We start from the raw sequence: 14,964 nt of genomic DNA on the forward strand, positions 1-14,964 counted from the left end.
TAAAGTAAATGCCAGGGGAAAAGAAAGGGCTTTCATGGTTTCGTCTCATTCTACTGCAAGTCGTTGTTGCCTGCATCTTGGTTGGCATTTGCGCCTATGCGTTCCGAATTCCATATGATGAAGTGCATGTTGTACCTCCTCAGCAGGATGGCCGCGATATGTTCGCCGGTGTTCCAATGCGCGTCGATGTTACTTACCCTGGTTTAGGTACCATCTCGATCGATGAACCGAAGGAACTGCTGAAGCTGAAGTCCTCGTTTGCCGGACTGTTGGTTCTAGGGAAGCAACAGAATTCAATCAGGCCTCCCCGGCTGCTTCTTACAGGAGTAATGGCTTATTTGGATCAGGAGGACATTCCGTTCCAAATCGAGACGAATACATTTCGCTTCGGTCAGGAGTCGGTGAACTCACTTAATGTAAGCGCTGAGATTCGCAAGCTTCAAAGCATAATGATCGATAAAACGTTAACTTCAGCTACGGTTGGAATGGCTATTGATGATAGCCGTAACGAGGTGTTTGCTCTACAGAACGGCGAGCTTACACTACTGTCCAGAGTGGAGCGGGCAGAACTTACCGCACAGGTACAAGCGGCGGTTCGAGTGATTGATTTCAGTCATTTTGACGACTTGGCTCAACAGCCTGACGCCCACTATGTTATACAGCTGGCAGACGATCATATAACTAAGAAGCATTGGATTCACATCGACCGCTATAACAACGCTTACATTGTCGTTTTTGATTTACTGGATGAGACCAACCAAAGAGCCTATTTCAAGCTGAACGATGCCTCATAAATAATTTTTGAAGGGATGGTTGATGAAATGGCTAGAAAGAAAAGCAATACTTCGCTCATTAGTTTATCTGTAATTGTAGTTGTGCTGATAGCAGGTTTTTTTATGTACAAATCGGGAGTGTTCGGAGGTAAGGTTCAGGGGAAAGTTACCGTGTATTCGATCTTCCAAGAGGAAGAAGCTCGTATGCTTCTTGAAAAGTTCAAAGCGGAAACAGGCATTGATTACGATGTTCTGCGTTTGCCGAGCGGGGAAGCGGTTTCACGTGTACAGAATGAAATGGGTAAGCCGCAAGCCGACTTTTTAATGGGTGGTCCGGCAGATTCTCATGAGGTATTGAAAAAGGCAGGGGCTTTGGAAGCTTACGTCTCGCCGAATGCATCGGATATTCCTGACAACATGAAGGATAAAGACGGAGCTTGGACCGGATTTTATTTGAATCCAATTGCAATCGGTATCAACGAGAAGCGTTGGAAGGAAAAATACGGAACAGCCGCCTATCCGCAGACGTTTAAAGATTTGCTGGATCCAAAATTCAAAGGTGAGATCGGTATGTCCGATCCGGCTACATCAGGTACGTCCTACACAGCCGTTGCATCTCTCGCTCAAGTATGGGGCAAGGATGAAATGTTGAAGTATATGACCCAACTGCTGCCAAACTTGAAGGAAAGACCGAAATCCGGTATTGAGCCTATCCAAAAAGCCGGTAAAGGTGAATATACTATCGGAATTACTTTCCTGGGCGACCAGATTAAAGTGAAAAACCAAGGCAATCCGATTGTTAGTATCGTTCCGGAAGCTGCAGGCTATGAAGTAGGCGGACTTGCTATTGTTAAGAATGGCCCGAATACAGCCGCTGCCAAAAAACTGATGGATTACATGCTAACTAAAGAACCAGGAATGATTTATACACAATCGGCCTATTCCGTTTCGGTCAAGCCATCCGTGCCTATTCCACAGGGCGGTGTTGATATCAAAACAACCAAATATAACAAAACATATAGCTTATGGACAGCAGCTGAACAAAGAAAAGCTCTGCAGGATGCTTTGAAGGATTTGAAATAAGTTGTGCCAGAGGGGTACTGCAGGCACATGGAGTTCCCGCAGTACCCCTAACGGAACAAGAAGAAAGGTGGTAGCTCTCCCCCTATGAAAGAGAAAAGTGGCATCGGGGAGTCGATCGGCAGGCTCTTAAAGGATCCTTCTTCGCTCATGCTCGTATTGATTTGTTTTGCGCTGTTGCTTCTGTTTGTTATTTACCCGTTAGTATTCGTCATTTTTATTCCAAGTGGCGGAGATTGGGGTACGTTTTTTAGTAAAAGCCGTTACGGAACAGCTCTTCTTAATACAATAGTCAGTTCCTCTCTGTCAGCAATCACGGCAACGATATTTGGTTTTATCTATGCTTACGCGATTAATTATAGCAACATTGCAGGGAAGAAATTTTTTCGATTCATTGCTTTTTTACCGCTGCTGGCGCCTTCAGTGATGAGCGGCTTGGCCTTCCTATTGTTGTTCGGCCGGGGTGGCTCTGTATCCCAATGGATGAAAGCATGGTTTGATGTCGAGCTTGATTTATATGGGCTGCCTGGTCTATGGATTGTCCAGACGATTTCTTATTTTCCGCTTGCTTACATGACCATTACAGGAGTACTTCGTTCTATATCTCCGAATCTGGAGATTGCAGCACAAAATCTGGGCGCTAGAGGCTTTAAGCTGTTTCGTACGATTACCTTTAAGCTGGCGCTGCCCGGAGTCATTAACGCTTTCTTACTCGTAGCTATTAACTGCTTTGCTGATTTTGGAAATCCGAAGCTGATTGGCGGCAATTATTCCCTATTGGCTGTTGAAATTTATGGAGAAATCATTAATAACCAACCTGGACTTGCTTCCGTTATGGGTATTATTCTCGTTATTCCAGCCCTGCTAGTTTTTGTCCTTCAGAACAAGATCATGTCCAAGGGCTCTTATTCAACCATTACAGGTAAGCCTGTATCAGGCTTGAATCGGATTACGACCTCAAGAAAGACGAATATCCTGCTTTTTTCGTTTAATAGTCTAATCTCCTTATTCATCATAGCGATGTTTGCGATTACAATTTTGTTCGCTTTTACGAAAAATTTCGGAAGAGACAATACGTTTACACTGGATCATATAATGAAAGTCGTATTTAATCCGTCCAGTCCTGCGGTGCTTAACAGCTTGGTGTTATCTCTAATCAGCTCTTTGCTTGCTGTTGCGTTTGCGTTGGTGTTAGCTTATGTCGTTGTGCGCAAACCGTTTCCAGGCAAAAGATTGCTGGACTTCACAGCTGTGCTGCCGATTGCCTTGCCGGGTACCTTCGTAGGGCTCGCCTTGATTGTAGCCTTTAGCTCAGGACCGATCATTCTTCAGGGCTCTGCCGTATTGATTATCGTAGCGATGCTTCTTAAGCAGATGCCTGTCGGGTACCGCGGATTGACCGCATCGTTCAAGCAGGTGGATAAATCCATCGAAGAGGCTGCAACGAACCTTGGCGCCGATAGCCGCAAGACATTGACGACCATTGTATTCCCAATGCTTCAAAAAACGGTCGTAGCTAATTTCGTCTATGCTTTTATGAAAAATATGAATACGTTAAGTACGATTGTTTTCCTCATTACGCCTCAATGGGTTGTAGCGGCTGTATCCATTTTTAATTACGCAGAGACCGGAACTTATTACTGGGCTGCCGCCGTGGCGGTGGGACTGATGGGTGCAACGCTTGGGACACTGGGCATAATGAAGTTGATTTTTGGCAACAAGGTAAAAATCTTTGATTTCTAGATGCAGGGAGTGGTCGTAATGAGCACACAGGTGCTGCTTGATCTCAAGAATGTGAATAAGGTGTTCGGTACCAATCACGTTCTCAAAAATATTGATTTGCAGATTGAAGCAGGTAAATTTATTACTTTCTTAGGGCCAAGCGGCTGCGGGAAGACGACCCTGCTGCGTTCCATCGCAGGGTTCTACACGGTAGATGAGGGTGAAATCTGGATTGACGGGAAGCTTGTGAACGATCTGCCTCCTTACAAACGGGGAACCCCGATGGTATTTCAAGAGTATGCCCTATTTCCTCATATGACGGTGTTCGATAATGTCGCTTACGGACTGGATATTCAGAAGCGCCCCGAAGCCGAGATACAGGACCGGGTCAAGGCAGCTTTGGCTAAGGTGAAATTAACCGGCTTGGAGGAGCGCTATCCGCATGAGATGTCTGGTGGGCAGCAGCAGCGTGTTGCGATGGCACGAGCCCTTGTCATGGATTCCCCGATCATATTGTTGGATGAGCCGCTAAGTAATTTGGACGCCAAGCTGCGGGAAGAGGTACGGGTCGAGCTGCGGAATATACAGCTGGATCTTGGTTTAACCGTCATTTACGTAACCCACGATCAGCTGGAGGCTTTGTCCATGTCGGATCAGATTGTTGTTTTTAATAAAGGTGTTATTGATCAGCACGGCACGCCGCATGAAATTTACTATAAGCCGCGTACGCAATATGTAGCCGATTTTATTGGGACAACGAATTTTGTTGAAGCTGTCACGGTTCATATAGATGGGGAAAACGTGACTGTAAAATACGGCAGTGCTGATGATACTGTAACTATAAGCACCAAAGAGCAGCTAAAGGTTGGAGAGCAGGTGCTGCTAAGTATTCGTCCGGAATCGATGCGTATCAATCAACAGCCCGATCCAGGAGATTTTGAAATGAACGGTGTCGTAGTTAAATCGTCTATGTTTCTCGGTGAGAAAGAGCGGTATTTCCTAGCAGGAGATGGGGGGAAGGAATGGATCGTTGATGCCTATGACATAGGCCAGACTTCCTTTCAAGGTATTGTGAAAATACGAGCTGCAGCGGATAAAATTCATTTGATTAAAGTGGCGAAGTAAAATAGAATAAGCTCACTATAGTGAATACTAAAAAGGAAAACAACGGTTTTCCTTTTTTGGCCTTGATACAATTAAGAGACTTGAAAGAAAGCTGGCGAAGCTATTAATCCTTGGATTCTATGCGCAGGAGGCGGTTGGTATGTGGAAGAAAGGAATCGTTATTCTAATATTGGCAGCAGCGGCGTTCATAGGCTATTCCTTTTATTCAGAGAAAACAAGCAGCCAGCCCCTTAAAGTTTACGTTATATTTCAGGAAGACGAAGGCCGCATTTTGTTGGAAAAGTTTAAAAAGAAGGCCAATCAGCCGTATGAAATGATCCGTATGTCCAGTGGGGAAGCAAGCTACCATCTATTGACTATAGAGAAAACAGGGATTGATGTTGTGCTGGGGGGTCCGGCTGATCTCCACGAGCAGCTGAAAAACAAGGGAAAATCCGTTCATTACACCTCCTACATGGCTGATGGAATATCTGCACAATATAAAGATAAGGAAGGCTATTGGACAGGTATGTATATGGGGGCGCTTGCTATTGGCGTTAATCAAACGGTATGGCGGCAGGACCCGCAATTGGCCTCCTTGCCGCTGCCGCAGAAGTATGAAGATTTATTGCGACCTGAATTGAAGGGGAAAATAGAAATCCCTGACCCGGAAACCTCAGGCACAGGCTATACACTGCTTGCTTCGCTTGCCCAGCAGCGGGGTGAGGATGAAGCCATTCAATTGATGCAGGCACTTAAGAAGCAGAGCTCATCGACCACTTTTGCAGGGATCACTTCTGCACAACGTTTAGCCGTCGGGGATGTGGCAGCAGTAGTGAACTTTCTCGGTGACCAGCTGCGCTTTAAAAATTCGGGCTATGACATCAACTCCTATATTCCCCCTCAAGCAGGCTGGGAGATTGGTGCTGTATCCATATTGAAGAGTGGGAACAATACAGCAGCGGCCCAAAAGTTCGTTGATTTTGTGTTATCCAAAGAGGCGCAGACCGAATACATGAATACCGCATTCTCTTTTCCTGTACTTCCCAACATTACGGTCAATCCGTTGTTAACTCCTGTAAAGCTGGAAAATCTGCTCGTGACTTATCGCTTTGATATCGCCGCACGCCATCGTGAGCAATTATTGAATAGATGGCGCTTGGTCAAGTAATTGAAACGTCATTTGAGCACTGAATAATGCCCTTAAGATGGTAAAAAGTGGATATTGTAAGAGAAACCAATCTAACGATACCCTGTTATGATTTCGGTTTTTCTCACAAAAATGTCTGCTTTTTTTTATGTTTATTTTGGAATAAAGATAGTAAACTTACTCTAATTTCAACTAGACCTGACTAAATTGAACGAAAGATAGGGGGAATGAACAACGAAACAGGCACTTGCGAAGCAAGATTTTACTACGTAAAAACTATAAAGAAAGTCAAAAAAGTGAATCCCTGCACATCCACATGTAAAAGGAATTACGGCAGCTGTGCTGGCTGGCCAGCCGGTGTTGTCAAGAGCCTGCTCAAGCCGCTCGGGTCCTGCAGCAGCCGAGAAGCTGTTTAATCTGCTAAATATTTTATTCATGATACTGCTAATGCTGGTAACTATTTACCCCCTTTATTAAGTGATCATCGCGTTGCTTAGCGAAGCCTCGCATGCTGCTAAAGCATGAAGGGCCATTATGGACGATCCTTGTGCAAATGAATTTGAGTGGATAGAGCATTACATTATCCAATCCTAATATTGCTGTTGGGTTCAAAAACACGCAAAGAATTGGTGAAATATTGTACGATTGTCATTTTACGGTTCCGCTCCAGTTTGTTTATCCCTTTCTGCAAAAATATTTTGTCAAAGGCGTAATGATCGGAGCACTTAAAGGGTAGTAAAAACGGGCTTTAATGAACAAAAAATTATATAGCGAAGGATAGTGATTAGATTGGATAAAAAAACTAGAGTTCTTAACGCATTGAACAAGCAAGCTGTAGACAAGGTTCCTGTTGGCTTCTGGTTTCATTTCTCTGGCGAAGAGGCCAAAGGGGAAGCATGCATAGAAGCTCATGTTCAGCATTACAAGGATAGCGATATCGATTTTATCAAAATTATGTGTGATGGTTATTTCGTTTTTCCAATTAATGCGGAAATCATAGAGGCAGCAGATTGGCGTAAATTGAAGCCGCTAGGCAAGGACCATCCATATATCAAAGAGCAGGTTGAACGGGCAAAAGGGATCAGCGACCGTGTTAACGGGGAGTGCTGCATATTTTACAATGTGTTCGCACCTTTCTCCTGCATTCGGTTCGGAACTTCAGATGAGCTTGTTATGAGGCATTTGAAAGAGGATCCTGAGGCAGTCATGTATGCATTGGATGTAATTGCGCAGGATCAGGCTATGCTGGCTGAGCTTATTATTACAGAAGGTCAATGTACGGGAGCTTATTATTGCTTACAGGGCGGAGAGATGGATCGTTTCACCTATGACGAATACCGGAAGTGGATTACGCCAAGCGACAAATATGTGCTGGACCATGCCAATAAATTTAGCGATAATAACATGCTTCATCTATGCGGTTGGGCAGGGATTAAGAATCGTTTGGAATGCTGGCGGGATTATCCGGCAAAAGCTTTTAACTGGGCTATATATGTAGAGGAATTAGGATTAAAAGAGGGGATGGAATTTTTCGGTGGAAAGGCCGTTTTGGGCGGATTCGATAATACAAAGGAAGGCCTGTTATATAGCGGTACGAAAGCCGATGTCGATCAATTTACAGCTAATCTCATAGAGGAAACGGGTACTACCGGGGTTATTCTAGGCGCGGATTGTTCACTTTCTGGCGATATCGACAGGCAGCGCATTAAATGGGTAGTCGAAGCAGCCAAAGCGGCCCAATAACCGTACATCGGGAAGGGCTTAGCGAACCCAGGTGAGGAGAGAGAAAATGGCGATGCACATAGGACACTCAGTTCGGCAATACGAGAAGGAAATGATTCATCACTTGCGCCAGCTTATTCAAATACACAGTGTAATGGAAGAGCCTAAGCCGGGGATGCCGTATGGCGAGGGAGTAAACCGAGCTCTGCATTACATGCTGGATCTGGCTTCAGAGCTGGGATTTCGGACGGCCCACGTGAATGGCTATACTGGGCATGCTGAATTTGGTTCTGGAGACGAGATAGCTGCCGTTGTAACCCATGTCGACACGGTGCCCATCGGTGATGGATGGACCTATCCTCCACTGTCGGCCGAGATTGTGGACGGCAAAATTTATGGACGGGGTGCATCCGACAATAAATTCGCAGTCATTGCGGCGCTTTATAGTCTGTATGCGCTTAAGCAGGCAGGTTTCATTCCGGATCGGAGGATTCGGGTTATCTTCGGCACGAATGAAGAGAATGGCATGAACGATCTGGACTATTATTTCGAGCAGGAGCCGCTGCCGGACTACGCTTTTGTGACCGATGGGGGATATCCAATATCAAATGCTGAGAAAGGAGTCATCACCTTTTCGTGGATACAAAAGCTGGAAGCAAGTGCAAGCGCCAACTGGATCCGGATCGAGGGTGGAGACGCCGCTAATGTCGTGCCTGACCTGTGTTGTGCCGAAGTGCTTGCGGTAGATGGCAAACAGTTATTAGCGCTGGAGAAGACAGGAAAGGCGTCTCACGGAGCTTGGCCGCATAACGGGATCAATGCGATCACTCGTTTGATTGAGGAAATTACGTCTAACCCGCTCTGTTCGGGTCTTACGGCTGAGCCGTTTCTGCAGTTTATGCAGCAGCGAGTCGGGAAGGAGCTGGATGGAACTTCTCTTGGCATCGCTTTTGAGGAAGAGATACATGGCAGTGTTACCGTGAACTTGGCAAGCATCGCTGTAAACCGTGAGGAAGCTAAAGTTACGTTGAACATTCGTTACCCCGTGTCGGCGAAGGGGGATGAAATCATTTCCCTTCTTACAAAGATCGCTGCAGATGCCGGATTGGAAACTGTCGTTAAGGCACATATGCCTGCACTGTATATGGCACCGGACCATCCGTTAATCGGGATGCTAAGCCGTGCTTATGAGACGGTGACCGGCGACCCGGCGAGGTTGATTTCCATGGCGGGAGGAACCTATGCGAAGAAGCTGCGTAATCGCGGAGTCACCTTCGGTCCTTCTTTTCCAGGATCGCCAGCCACTAATTTTCACCAGACAGACGAGAATATCGGAATTGATCAATTGATGCGGCATGCTGAGGTTTGCACCCAAGCGTTATATGAGCTGTCGAAGAAATAGCAAATAACAAAAAGTCAGAATTACCAGAAAGGGGGTATTCGCTTGAACTCGCAAAAGAGCCCTTTACCGTTTACATTTGTTGCCCATGATAAGCATGATGAGAGGCATCAAGGGGCTGTTTCGATCCCCATCTATCAAAATACATTATTTTCTTACGCCAAAAGCGATGAGCCGGGGCATTCCTTCAAATACAGCCGGATGGGAAATCCGACGGTACAGGAATTAGAAAAGCGATTGGCCGCACTGGAGTACGGAGAGAAGGCTCAATGCTTCGCTTCCGGTATGGCTGCTATTTCTGCGGCTATCTTATCTACCGTACGAACGGGTGATCATATCATATGCGTTGATCAGGTGTATTTCGGCACCAGAGAGTTTTTGGAGTTTTTCTTGACCCGGTATGGCGTTGAAGTAACCTATGTGGACGGCACATCCATGGATAAAATTACGGAAGCCATTCGTGAAAATACAGCTCTTATCTATTTGGAGAGTCCGACCAGCTACTATTTCCAGCTGCAGGATTTGGCTGCCTGCGTCCAAGCTGCCAAAGCGCGCAGCATTAAAACAATCATTGATAATACATGGGCATCTCCATGTTATCAAAATCCGCTGCGGATGGGCATCGACCTGGTTGTTCATTCGTTAACGAAATACGTCGGTGGGCATAGCGATGTTCTAGGTGGCGCTGTGATTGGATCATCGGAGCTTATTGATAAATTAAGCCGTATCGACCATCAGCTGTTGGGAGGGGTGATGACTCCTCATACGGCGTCCTTATTGCTGCGTGGAATGAGAACTCTTCCTTTGCGGATGGAACGCTTAAGCAAGTCAGCACAGACATTGGCGGAATACTTCAGCACAGTTTCCTGCATAAGAAAGGTCAATTTTCCCGGGCTCTCCACGCATCCTCAGCATGAGCTCGCCCTTTCACAGATGGGCGGCTACGGCAGTCTGATGTCCATCGAGGTGGAGGGCACACTTGAGCAGGCCAAAGCATGGGCGGATCAGCTCGATTATTTCAGAATCGGCCTCAGCTTTGGAGGGTATGAAAGTCTGGTGCTGGTGGTAGGCTTGGTGCTCGATGCCTCGCCCGAGCGTCCAGTAACCTTGATTCGGTTGAATATAGGGCTGGAAGATACGGCTGATTTGATTGAAGATGTGAGCAGCATCCATTCGTTTTTTCAGCCTAAACAAAGTCCCGGCAATCAGGATAAGGGCTTTGATTTTAACATAGCCAGCGTATAAACAGCGTTATCGGAAAATCGGCCGGGCCTTAGTTCCCGCACCGATTTTTCGCTGTTTAGGAATGGGGATGCAACAGGTTTTTATGAACATCGGAGGCGCCATTCACTAGCAACTGGATTCGAATGCGTTGGTTTACTTCATCTCCGCTACTCTTTTGTCACGTCAGAGGAACAAGGATGCGCTATTTTGAACTGCACACGTGATCATTCGAGTGAAACGGAACTACGATCACTTATTTACTTGAAATATGGCATTTCAGCCTATTGGTGGATGAAATAAGGCATCGTAGTTCCGTAGCTCCATGAATTTGTGTAGGAGAATGACAAATAAGGGACTGACGTTCCGCTTAAGAATATGAGTGAGCAGTAGCCCCTCTCAATAGAGCAACTCGATCGATGAAATGTTAACTCCCTCCTGGAGGAGAAGCTCTTTCCTCGGTATCGGATCGAACACCGGTTAGAATGCTGGGATGGGAAGTAGGGAAACAAGGAGTAAGGAGCACGGAGCAAGGAAACAAGGAGCAAGGAAACAAGGAACAAGGAACAAGGAACAAGGAACAAGGAGCAAGGAAGCAAGGAGCAAGGAAGCAGGGAAACAGGAAGCAAGGAGCAAGGAGCAAGGAGCAAGGAAGCAAGGAAGCAGGGAAACAGGGAAACAGGAAGCAGTGAGCAGGGAAGCAAGGAAAAAAGGAGCAAGGAAGCAAGGAAAAAAGGAGCAAGGAAGCAAGGAGCAAGGAAGGAGGGAAGCAAGGAAGCAAGGAGCAAGGAAATCAGGAAATAGGGGGGCAGGAAAGCAAGGAAACTGCCAAGCATAGAGTAGAACAAGAGAGGGAATGGGTATGGGGTGAAGGAGCGATAGCGTCCGCCTTTGAAGGTGTGTTCCAACCGCTGCAAGCCGTTTAATCAAGGAACATGACTTCAACAGTGGCCGTAACCCCATACCCTATTCCCACCCAACGCACCAACGTATGGGTCTAGCCAAGGAACTAGGGTCTGGTTAGAGATCTGGTTTTAGGCGACGCACCAAACGTATGGGTCTAACCAAGTAACTAGCGTTTGGTTTTAGAGTTCTGGTTTTAGACCCCCGCACCAACGTCTGTTTTTAGGCACTGTATTACGACAGGAGCTGGTGATCGGCGAGATTTACTGGTTGAGAATATAAGAGCGCAGCTCCATTTCCTCAAAGGAATTTGGCGATCTGCCATCTGAGAGGCTATGGTATAATTTACACAGGTGATCCTATGAGAAACTTAAAAATCAAACATAAGCTGTTCATTTTTATCATTATGGGGGCTTTCTTGACCAGCTTCCTGGGCTGGCTGTTTGTACAGCTTTCGCAATCCTTGTATGATAGCTTGATCTATCGAGAAACAACGGATAAGTTTCACCTGTTCTCGCAGCGGATCGAAGAAAAACTGCTGAATATCGATAAATTATCCCTTTCGATCATGTCCGACGCAGATGTCCAAAGGTATTTGAAAGAAATCAAGACAGCTCCCGGGACCTATGAGGCTTATTTTGCAGCAAATGAATTAAAGAAGAAGCTGCTTACCTATCATTTATTCGATTATGCGGTCTCCTCCATTACGATTCTTGATACAAACAATAACTCCCACGGTGTCGGATTAAATGTCAAAACCATCAATTCCAGCGATATGGAAAGCCTGCGTGAAAAAGCTTCGGAACATAAAGGGGCCAGCGTCTGGGTGGGGGGGATACTGCAGGACGACGCTTTTTTCTCCCTTCGCGAAATTCGTGAGATTGATGATTCCAGCATGGAACCGCTCGGGACTTTATTGATTAGAACCTTTGCAGATAAAATTATTTATGCCTCACCGAGTGAAAGCAGGTATTATGATTCTACGCTGCTCATCGTATCGGGAGATAAAGTTATATATCCTGGTGAAAGTCCAATCAGTTATCAGGAGCAGGAGTTACTTTTTAATGATGTGAATAATTATAGCCTGATCACCTTGAATCACGAGAAATATTTGGCGGCCTATTTTACCCTTCAATATACGGGGTGGACCTTTATCCATCTTGTGCCCTATGGGTCCATCTTCAAAGATACGTTTATTATGAAAATTGTATTGATCTGTTTGTATGTTGTTGTTTTGCTGATCATTCTGCTGGTTGGCCTGCGATTTTCCAAAAGCATTACCCAGCCGATCGAAAAGTTAACGAAAAAAATTACCGTGGTAGAGAAGGGGAATTTCGAGCTGGATAAGCTGGAGTTTCCAGAGAATCGGGACGAAATCGGCCAGCTTAGCCGTAATTTCGATAAGATGATAGATAAATTGGATACATTGATCAAAGAAAATTATGTGAAGCAAATCATGCTTAAAGATGCCGAGTACAACACGTTAAAGGCCAAATTAAACCCACATTTCCTATACAATACATTGGATTCGATCAATTGGTTGGCGAGGATGAACGGACAGCAGCAAATTTCGGGTATGGTCAAGGCACTGGGAAGTCTGCTTCGAAGTACAGTGAATGATAAGGAATTTATTACGCTGAAGGAAGAGATCGGGAATTTATCCAATTATATTTACATTCAGCAATTCCGGTTCGAAGACCGCTTGGTTTATCATATGCAAATAGAAGAGCATCTTCACTCGTTGTATATTCCATGTATTATTTTGCAGCCTATCGTTGAGAACAGTATAAAATATGGGGTGGAGACCGCATCCGAGATGTGTGAGATAACCGTATGCGCGGAGGAGTTACCTGATAGGCTCGTCATTATTGTCCAAGATACCGGACCGGGAATGGATGCGGATTATTTGAGCAAATTGGAGCTTAATGAGGTAGCAGCGGAGGGAACGGGTATTGGATTGCAAAGCATTAATGAACGGCTCAAAATTTTATTCGGAGAGCCCTATGGTATCTGTATAGAGAGTGAACCGGATAAAGGCACCATCATTAAAATTTCTATCCCCTATACGAACAGCTTGGCGTAGGGCATCTGAGTGGAGTGCCGTCCCTTTCCCGCAATAAGCAAAATAATGAATAAATATTAGCGGATTTGCCTTCATCAGACAGACTCCAACGCAGCAAATGACAATAGGTGAGGTGTTGAAAATTGATTGATCCGAGCTATAAGGTGTTCGTGGTTGATGACGAAAGAATCATACGGGAAGGCATTGCCAAATTAATCGATTGGGATCGATTGGGACTGGATTTTACCGGCTGTGCTCCTGATGGATTATCTGCATACGAGCAAATGCTGGATATACGGCCGGATATTATCATAACGGATGTTAAGATGCCTCGAATGGACGGATTGGAGCTTATCCAGCAAACGATGAAGCTGCTGCCGGATGCCAAGTTTGTCGTTCTATCAGGCCATGGTGAATTTGAGTTTGCCAGCAAAGCGATGCAGCATGGCGTTAAGCATTATTTATTAAAGCCTTGTGACGAGATGGACATAACTCATGTATTGCAGCAGGTTATCAGCGAATTGGATGAGCAGAGAAATAAGATCAGCTTCTATCAGCTTATGGAAAACCAGCTTGCCGAAGCGCTGCCTAAAGTAAAGGAGCAGCTCCTAAGGGACTGCTTGCTGAACAGAACCTTTTTTAAGCATGAGATGGAGCATTATAAAAAGATTTTACACATCCAAGATGAGAAGGTAAGATTGATTTTGTTCCAGCTGGAGGCTGCTTTTGAGTTCGTTGAATTATATGCGCTCAAAAATATTTCCGAAGAGCTGATCAAAACACGCAATGTTATGCTCAGCACGATAGTAGGAGATAAGTTTATCATCCTGATCGAAGATATGGAATTACAAGAAATGGTAAAGATGACCAGTAAAATCAAAGAGGAATTTGAGAGTAAATATAAAGTCGATTTGACTTTGTCGATCAGCAATCCTTGCACATTTGAAGATATTCCAAAGATTTACCATGATGCCCAGCAGTATTTGAAATACAGGTTTTACCTTGGCGAGAGCAGTATTATTACAAGCGAAGAGGTTGATTTGGAGCTGTCATCGACCGCAACGGAAATCGTGAATTTGAATTATAACAACATCGTGATGGCAATAAAAATCGGGAATACGGAAGACCTTAAAGACGAATTAGCCTATTTCTTTGATAAGCTGCGCGAGTTTCGTTGTGAAATTAATATGGCGATCAGCTATTGTATCGAATTGATCACGACCATTGTTAGACAGACGATGCCGGATAAAATAAACGAGAATATTCCCAAAATCGTACCTATCCTTCAGATGAAAACATTGGAGGAAATCCATAGATATATTTTTGGCGTGTCTCATGTCATTACCAAAGAAAACTACGAAGTCTATTCACAAAAAAACCGCATGCTCGTTCACAGCATGGTTCAGCATATTCAAGAAAATTTAGGGAATGAGGAGCTGTCGCTGCAGTGGCTTGCCAAGCATTATTTCTATATGAATGTTGATTATTTGGGGAAGCTGTTTCGAAAAGAAATGAACGAGAAATTCTCGCAGTATGTAACCAGGGTCAGAATAGAGTGGGCCAAGGAAATTATGACAAAATTTAACAATTATAAGGTATATGAAATTGCGGAACAAACAGGATTTGGCAGGGATTCGCAGTACTTCAGCAACCTTTTTAAAAAGTATACAGGCTATACGCCGGTGGAATATAAAACGATGATAAAACATGACACTCATTACTGATTTTCAAGTAAAAAGTGTCTGTTTTTTTTATTATCATTTGATGGGCAACCAAGTAGAATTAACTTGAAAATGCAAATAGGGGGGGCCAACCTGTTTCATTCTCT

The 14,964-nt window shown here is 44.9% G+C and carries 10 protein-coding genes and 1 pseudogene; all 11 read left to right on the plus strand.

What is annotated here, in order from left to right; all coding sequences use genetic code 11:
- The first annotated feature begins 8 nt into the window (after nucleotides 1-8).
- The 11 genes and pseudogenes from ACFQ0C_RS27295 (at nucleotide 9) to ACFQ0C_RS27345 (ending at nucleotide 14,860) form a co-directional block, all read left to right on the plus strand.
- Nucleotides 9-794 (plus strand): DUF3919 family protein, encoded by a 786-nt coding sequence (locus ACFQ0C_RS27295; RefSeq protein ID WP_379371364.1) that lies wholly within the window; start codon nucleotides 9-11, stop codon nucleotides 792-794.
- A 27-nt stretch (nucleotides 795-821) separates the two neighbouring features.
- Complete coding sequence (locus tag ACFQ0C_RS27300) at nucleotides 822-1,856, plus strand: ABC transporter substrate-binding protein (protein WP_258214120.1); 1,035 nt, start codon at nucleotides 822-824, stop codon at nucleotides 1,854-1,856.
- An 84-nt stretch (nucleotides 1,857-1,940) separates the two neighbouring features.
- Nucleotides 1,941-3,596: an ABC transporter permease gene (locus ACFQ0C_RS27305; protein WP_258214121.1), complete on the plus strand. Its 1,656-nt coding sequence runs from the start codon at nucleotides 1,941-1,943 to the stop codon at nucleotides 3,594-3,596.
- Nucleotides 3,597-3,614: 18 nt separating this feature from the next.
- Complete coding sequence (locus ACFQ0C_RS27310; protein WP_379371367.1) at nucleotides 3,615-4,700, plus strand: ABC transporter ATP-binding protein; 1,086 nt, start codon at nucleotides 3,615-3,617, stop codon at nucleotides 4,698-4,700.
- 139 nt (nucleotides 4,701-4,839) lie between these two features.
- Nucleotides 4,840-5,850 carry an extracellular solute-binding protein gene (locus ACFQ0C_RS27315; protein WP_258214123.1) on the plus strand — a complete coding sequence of 337 codons (1,011 nt, stop codon included), beginning with the start codon at nucleotides 4,840-4,842 and terminating at the stop codon, nucleotides 5,848-5,850.
- A gap of 602 nt (nucleotides 5,851-6,452) precedes the next feature.
- Nucleotides 6,453-6,565 (plus strand): annotated as a pseudogene (locus ACFQ0C_RS27320) (carbohydrate ABC transporter permease); the annotation flags it as partial.
- 53 nt (nucleotides 6,566-6,618) lie between these two features.
- Nucleotides 6,619-7,572: a uroporphyrinogen decarboxylase family protein gene (locus ACFQ0C_RS27325; protein ID WP_379371370.1), complete on the plus strand. Its 954-nt coding sequence runs from the start codon at nucleotides 6,619-6,621 to the stop codon at nucleotides 7,570-7,572.
- Nucleotides 7,573-7,618: 46 nt separating this feature from the next.
- Nucleotides 7,619-8,953: a Sapep family Mn(2+)-dependent dipeptidase gene (locus ACFQ0C_RS27330; protein ID WP_379371372.1), complete on the plus strand. Its 1,335-nt coding sequence runs from the start codon at nucleotides 7,619-7,621 to the stop codon at nucleotides 8,951-8,953.
- A 42-nt stretch (nucleotides 8,954-8,995) separates the two neighbouring features.
- Complete coding sequence (locus tag ACFQ0C_RS27335) at nucleotides 8,996-10,195, plus strand: trans-sulfuration enzyme family protein (RefSeq protein ID WP_379371374.1); 1,200 nt, start codon at nucleotides 8,996-8,998, stop codon at nucleotides 10,193-10,195.
- A 1,240-nt stretch (nucleotides 10,196-11,435) separates the two neighbouring features.
- Nucleotides 11,436-13,157, plus strand: coding sequence for a sensor histidine kinase (locus ACFQ0C_RS27340; RefSeq protein WP_379371376.1), 1,722 nt, complete (start codon nucleotides 11,436-11,438; stop codon nucleotides 13,155-13,157).
- A 122-nt stretch (nucleotides 13,158-13,279) separates the two neighbouring features.
- Nucleotides 13,280-14,860 (plus strand): response regulator transcription factor, encoded by a 1,581-nt coding sequence (locus ACFQ0C_RS27345; protein WP_379371378.1) that lies wholly within the window; start codon nucleotides 13,280-13,282, stop codon nucleotides 14,858-14,860.
- Nucleotides 14,861-14,964 lie beyond the last annotated feature (104 nt).

This window comes from Paenibacillus sp. GCM10027630 (assembly GCF_042676305.1).
In the GTDB taxonomy this organism is placed as follows: domain Bacteria; phylum Bacillota; class Bacilli; order Paenibacillales; family NBRC-103111; genus Paenibacillus_S.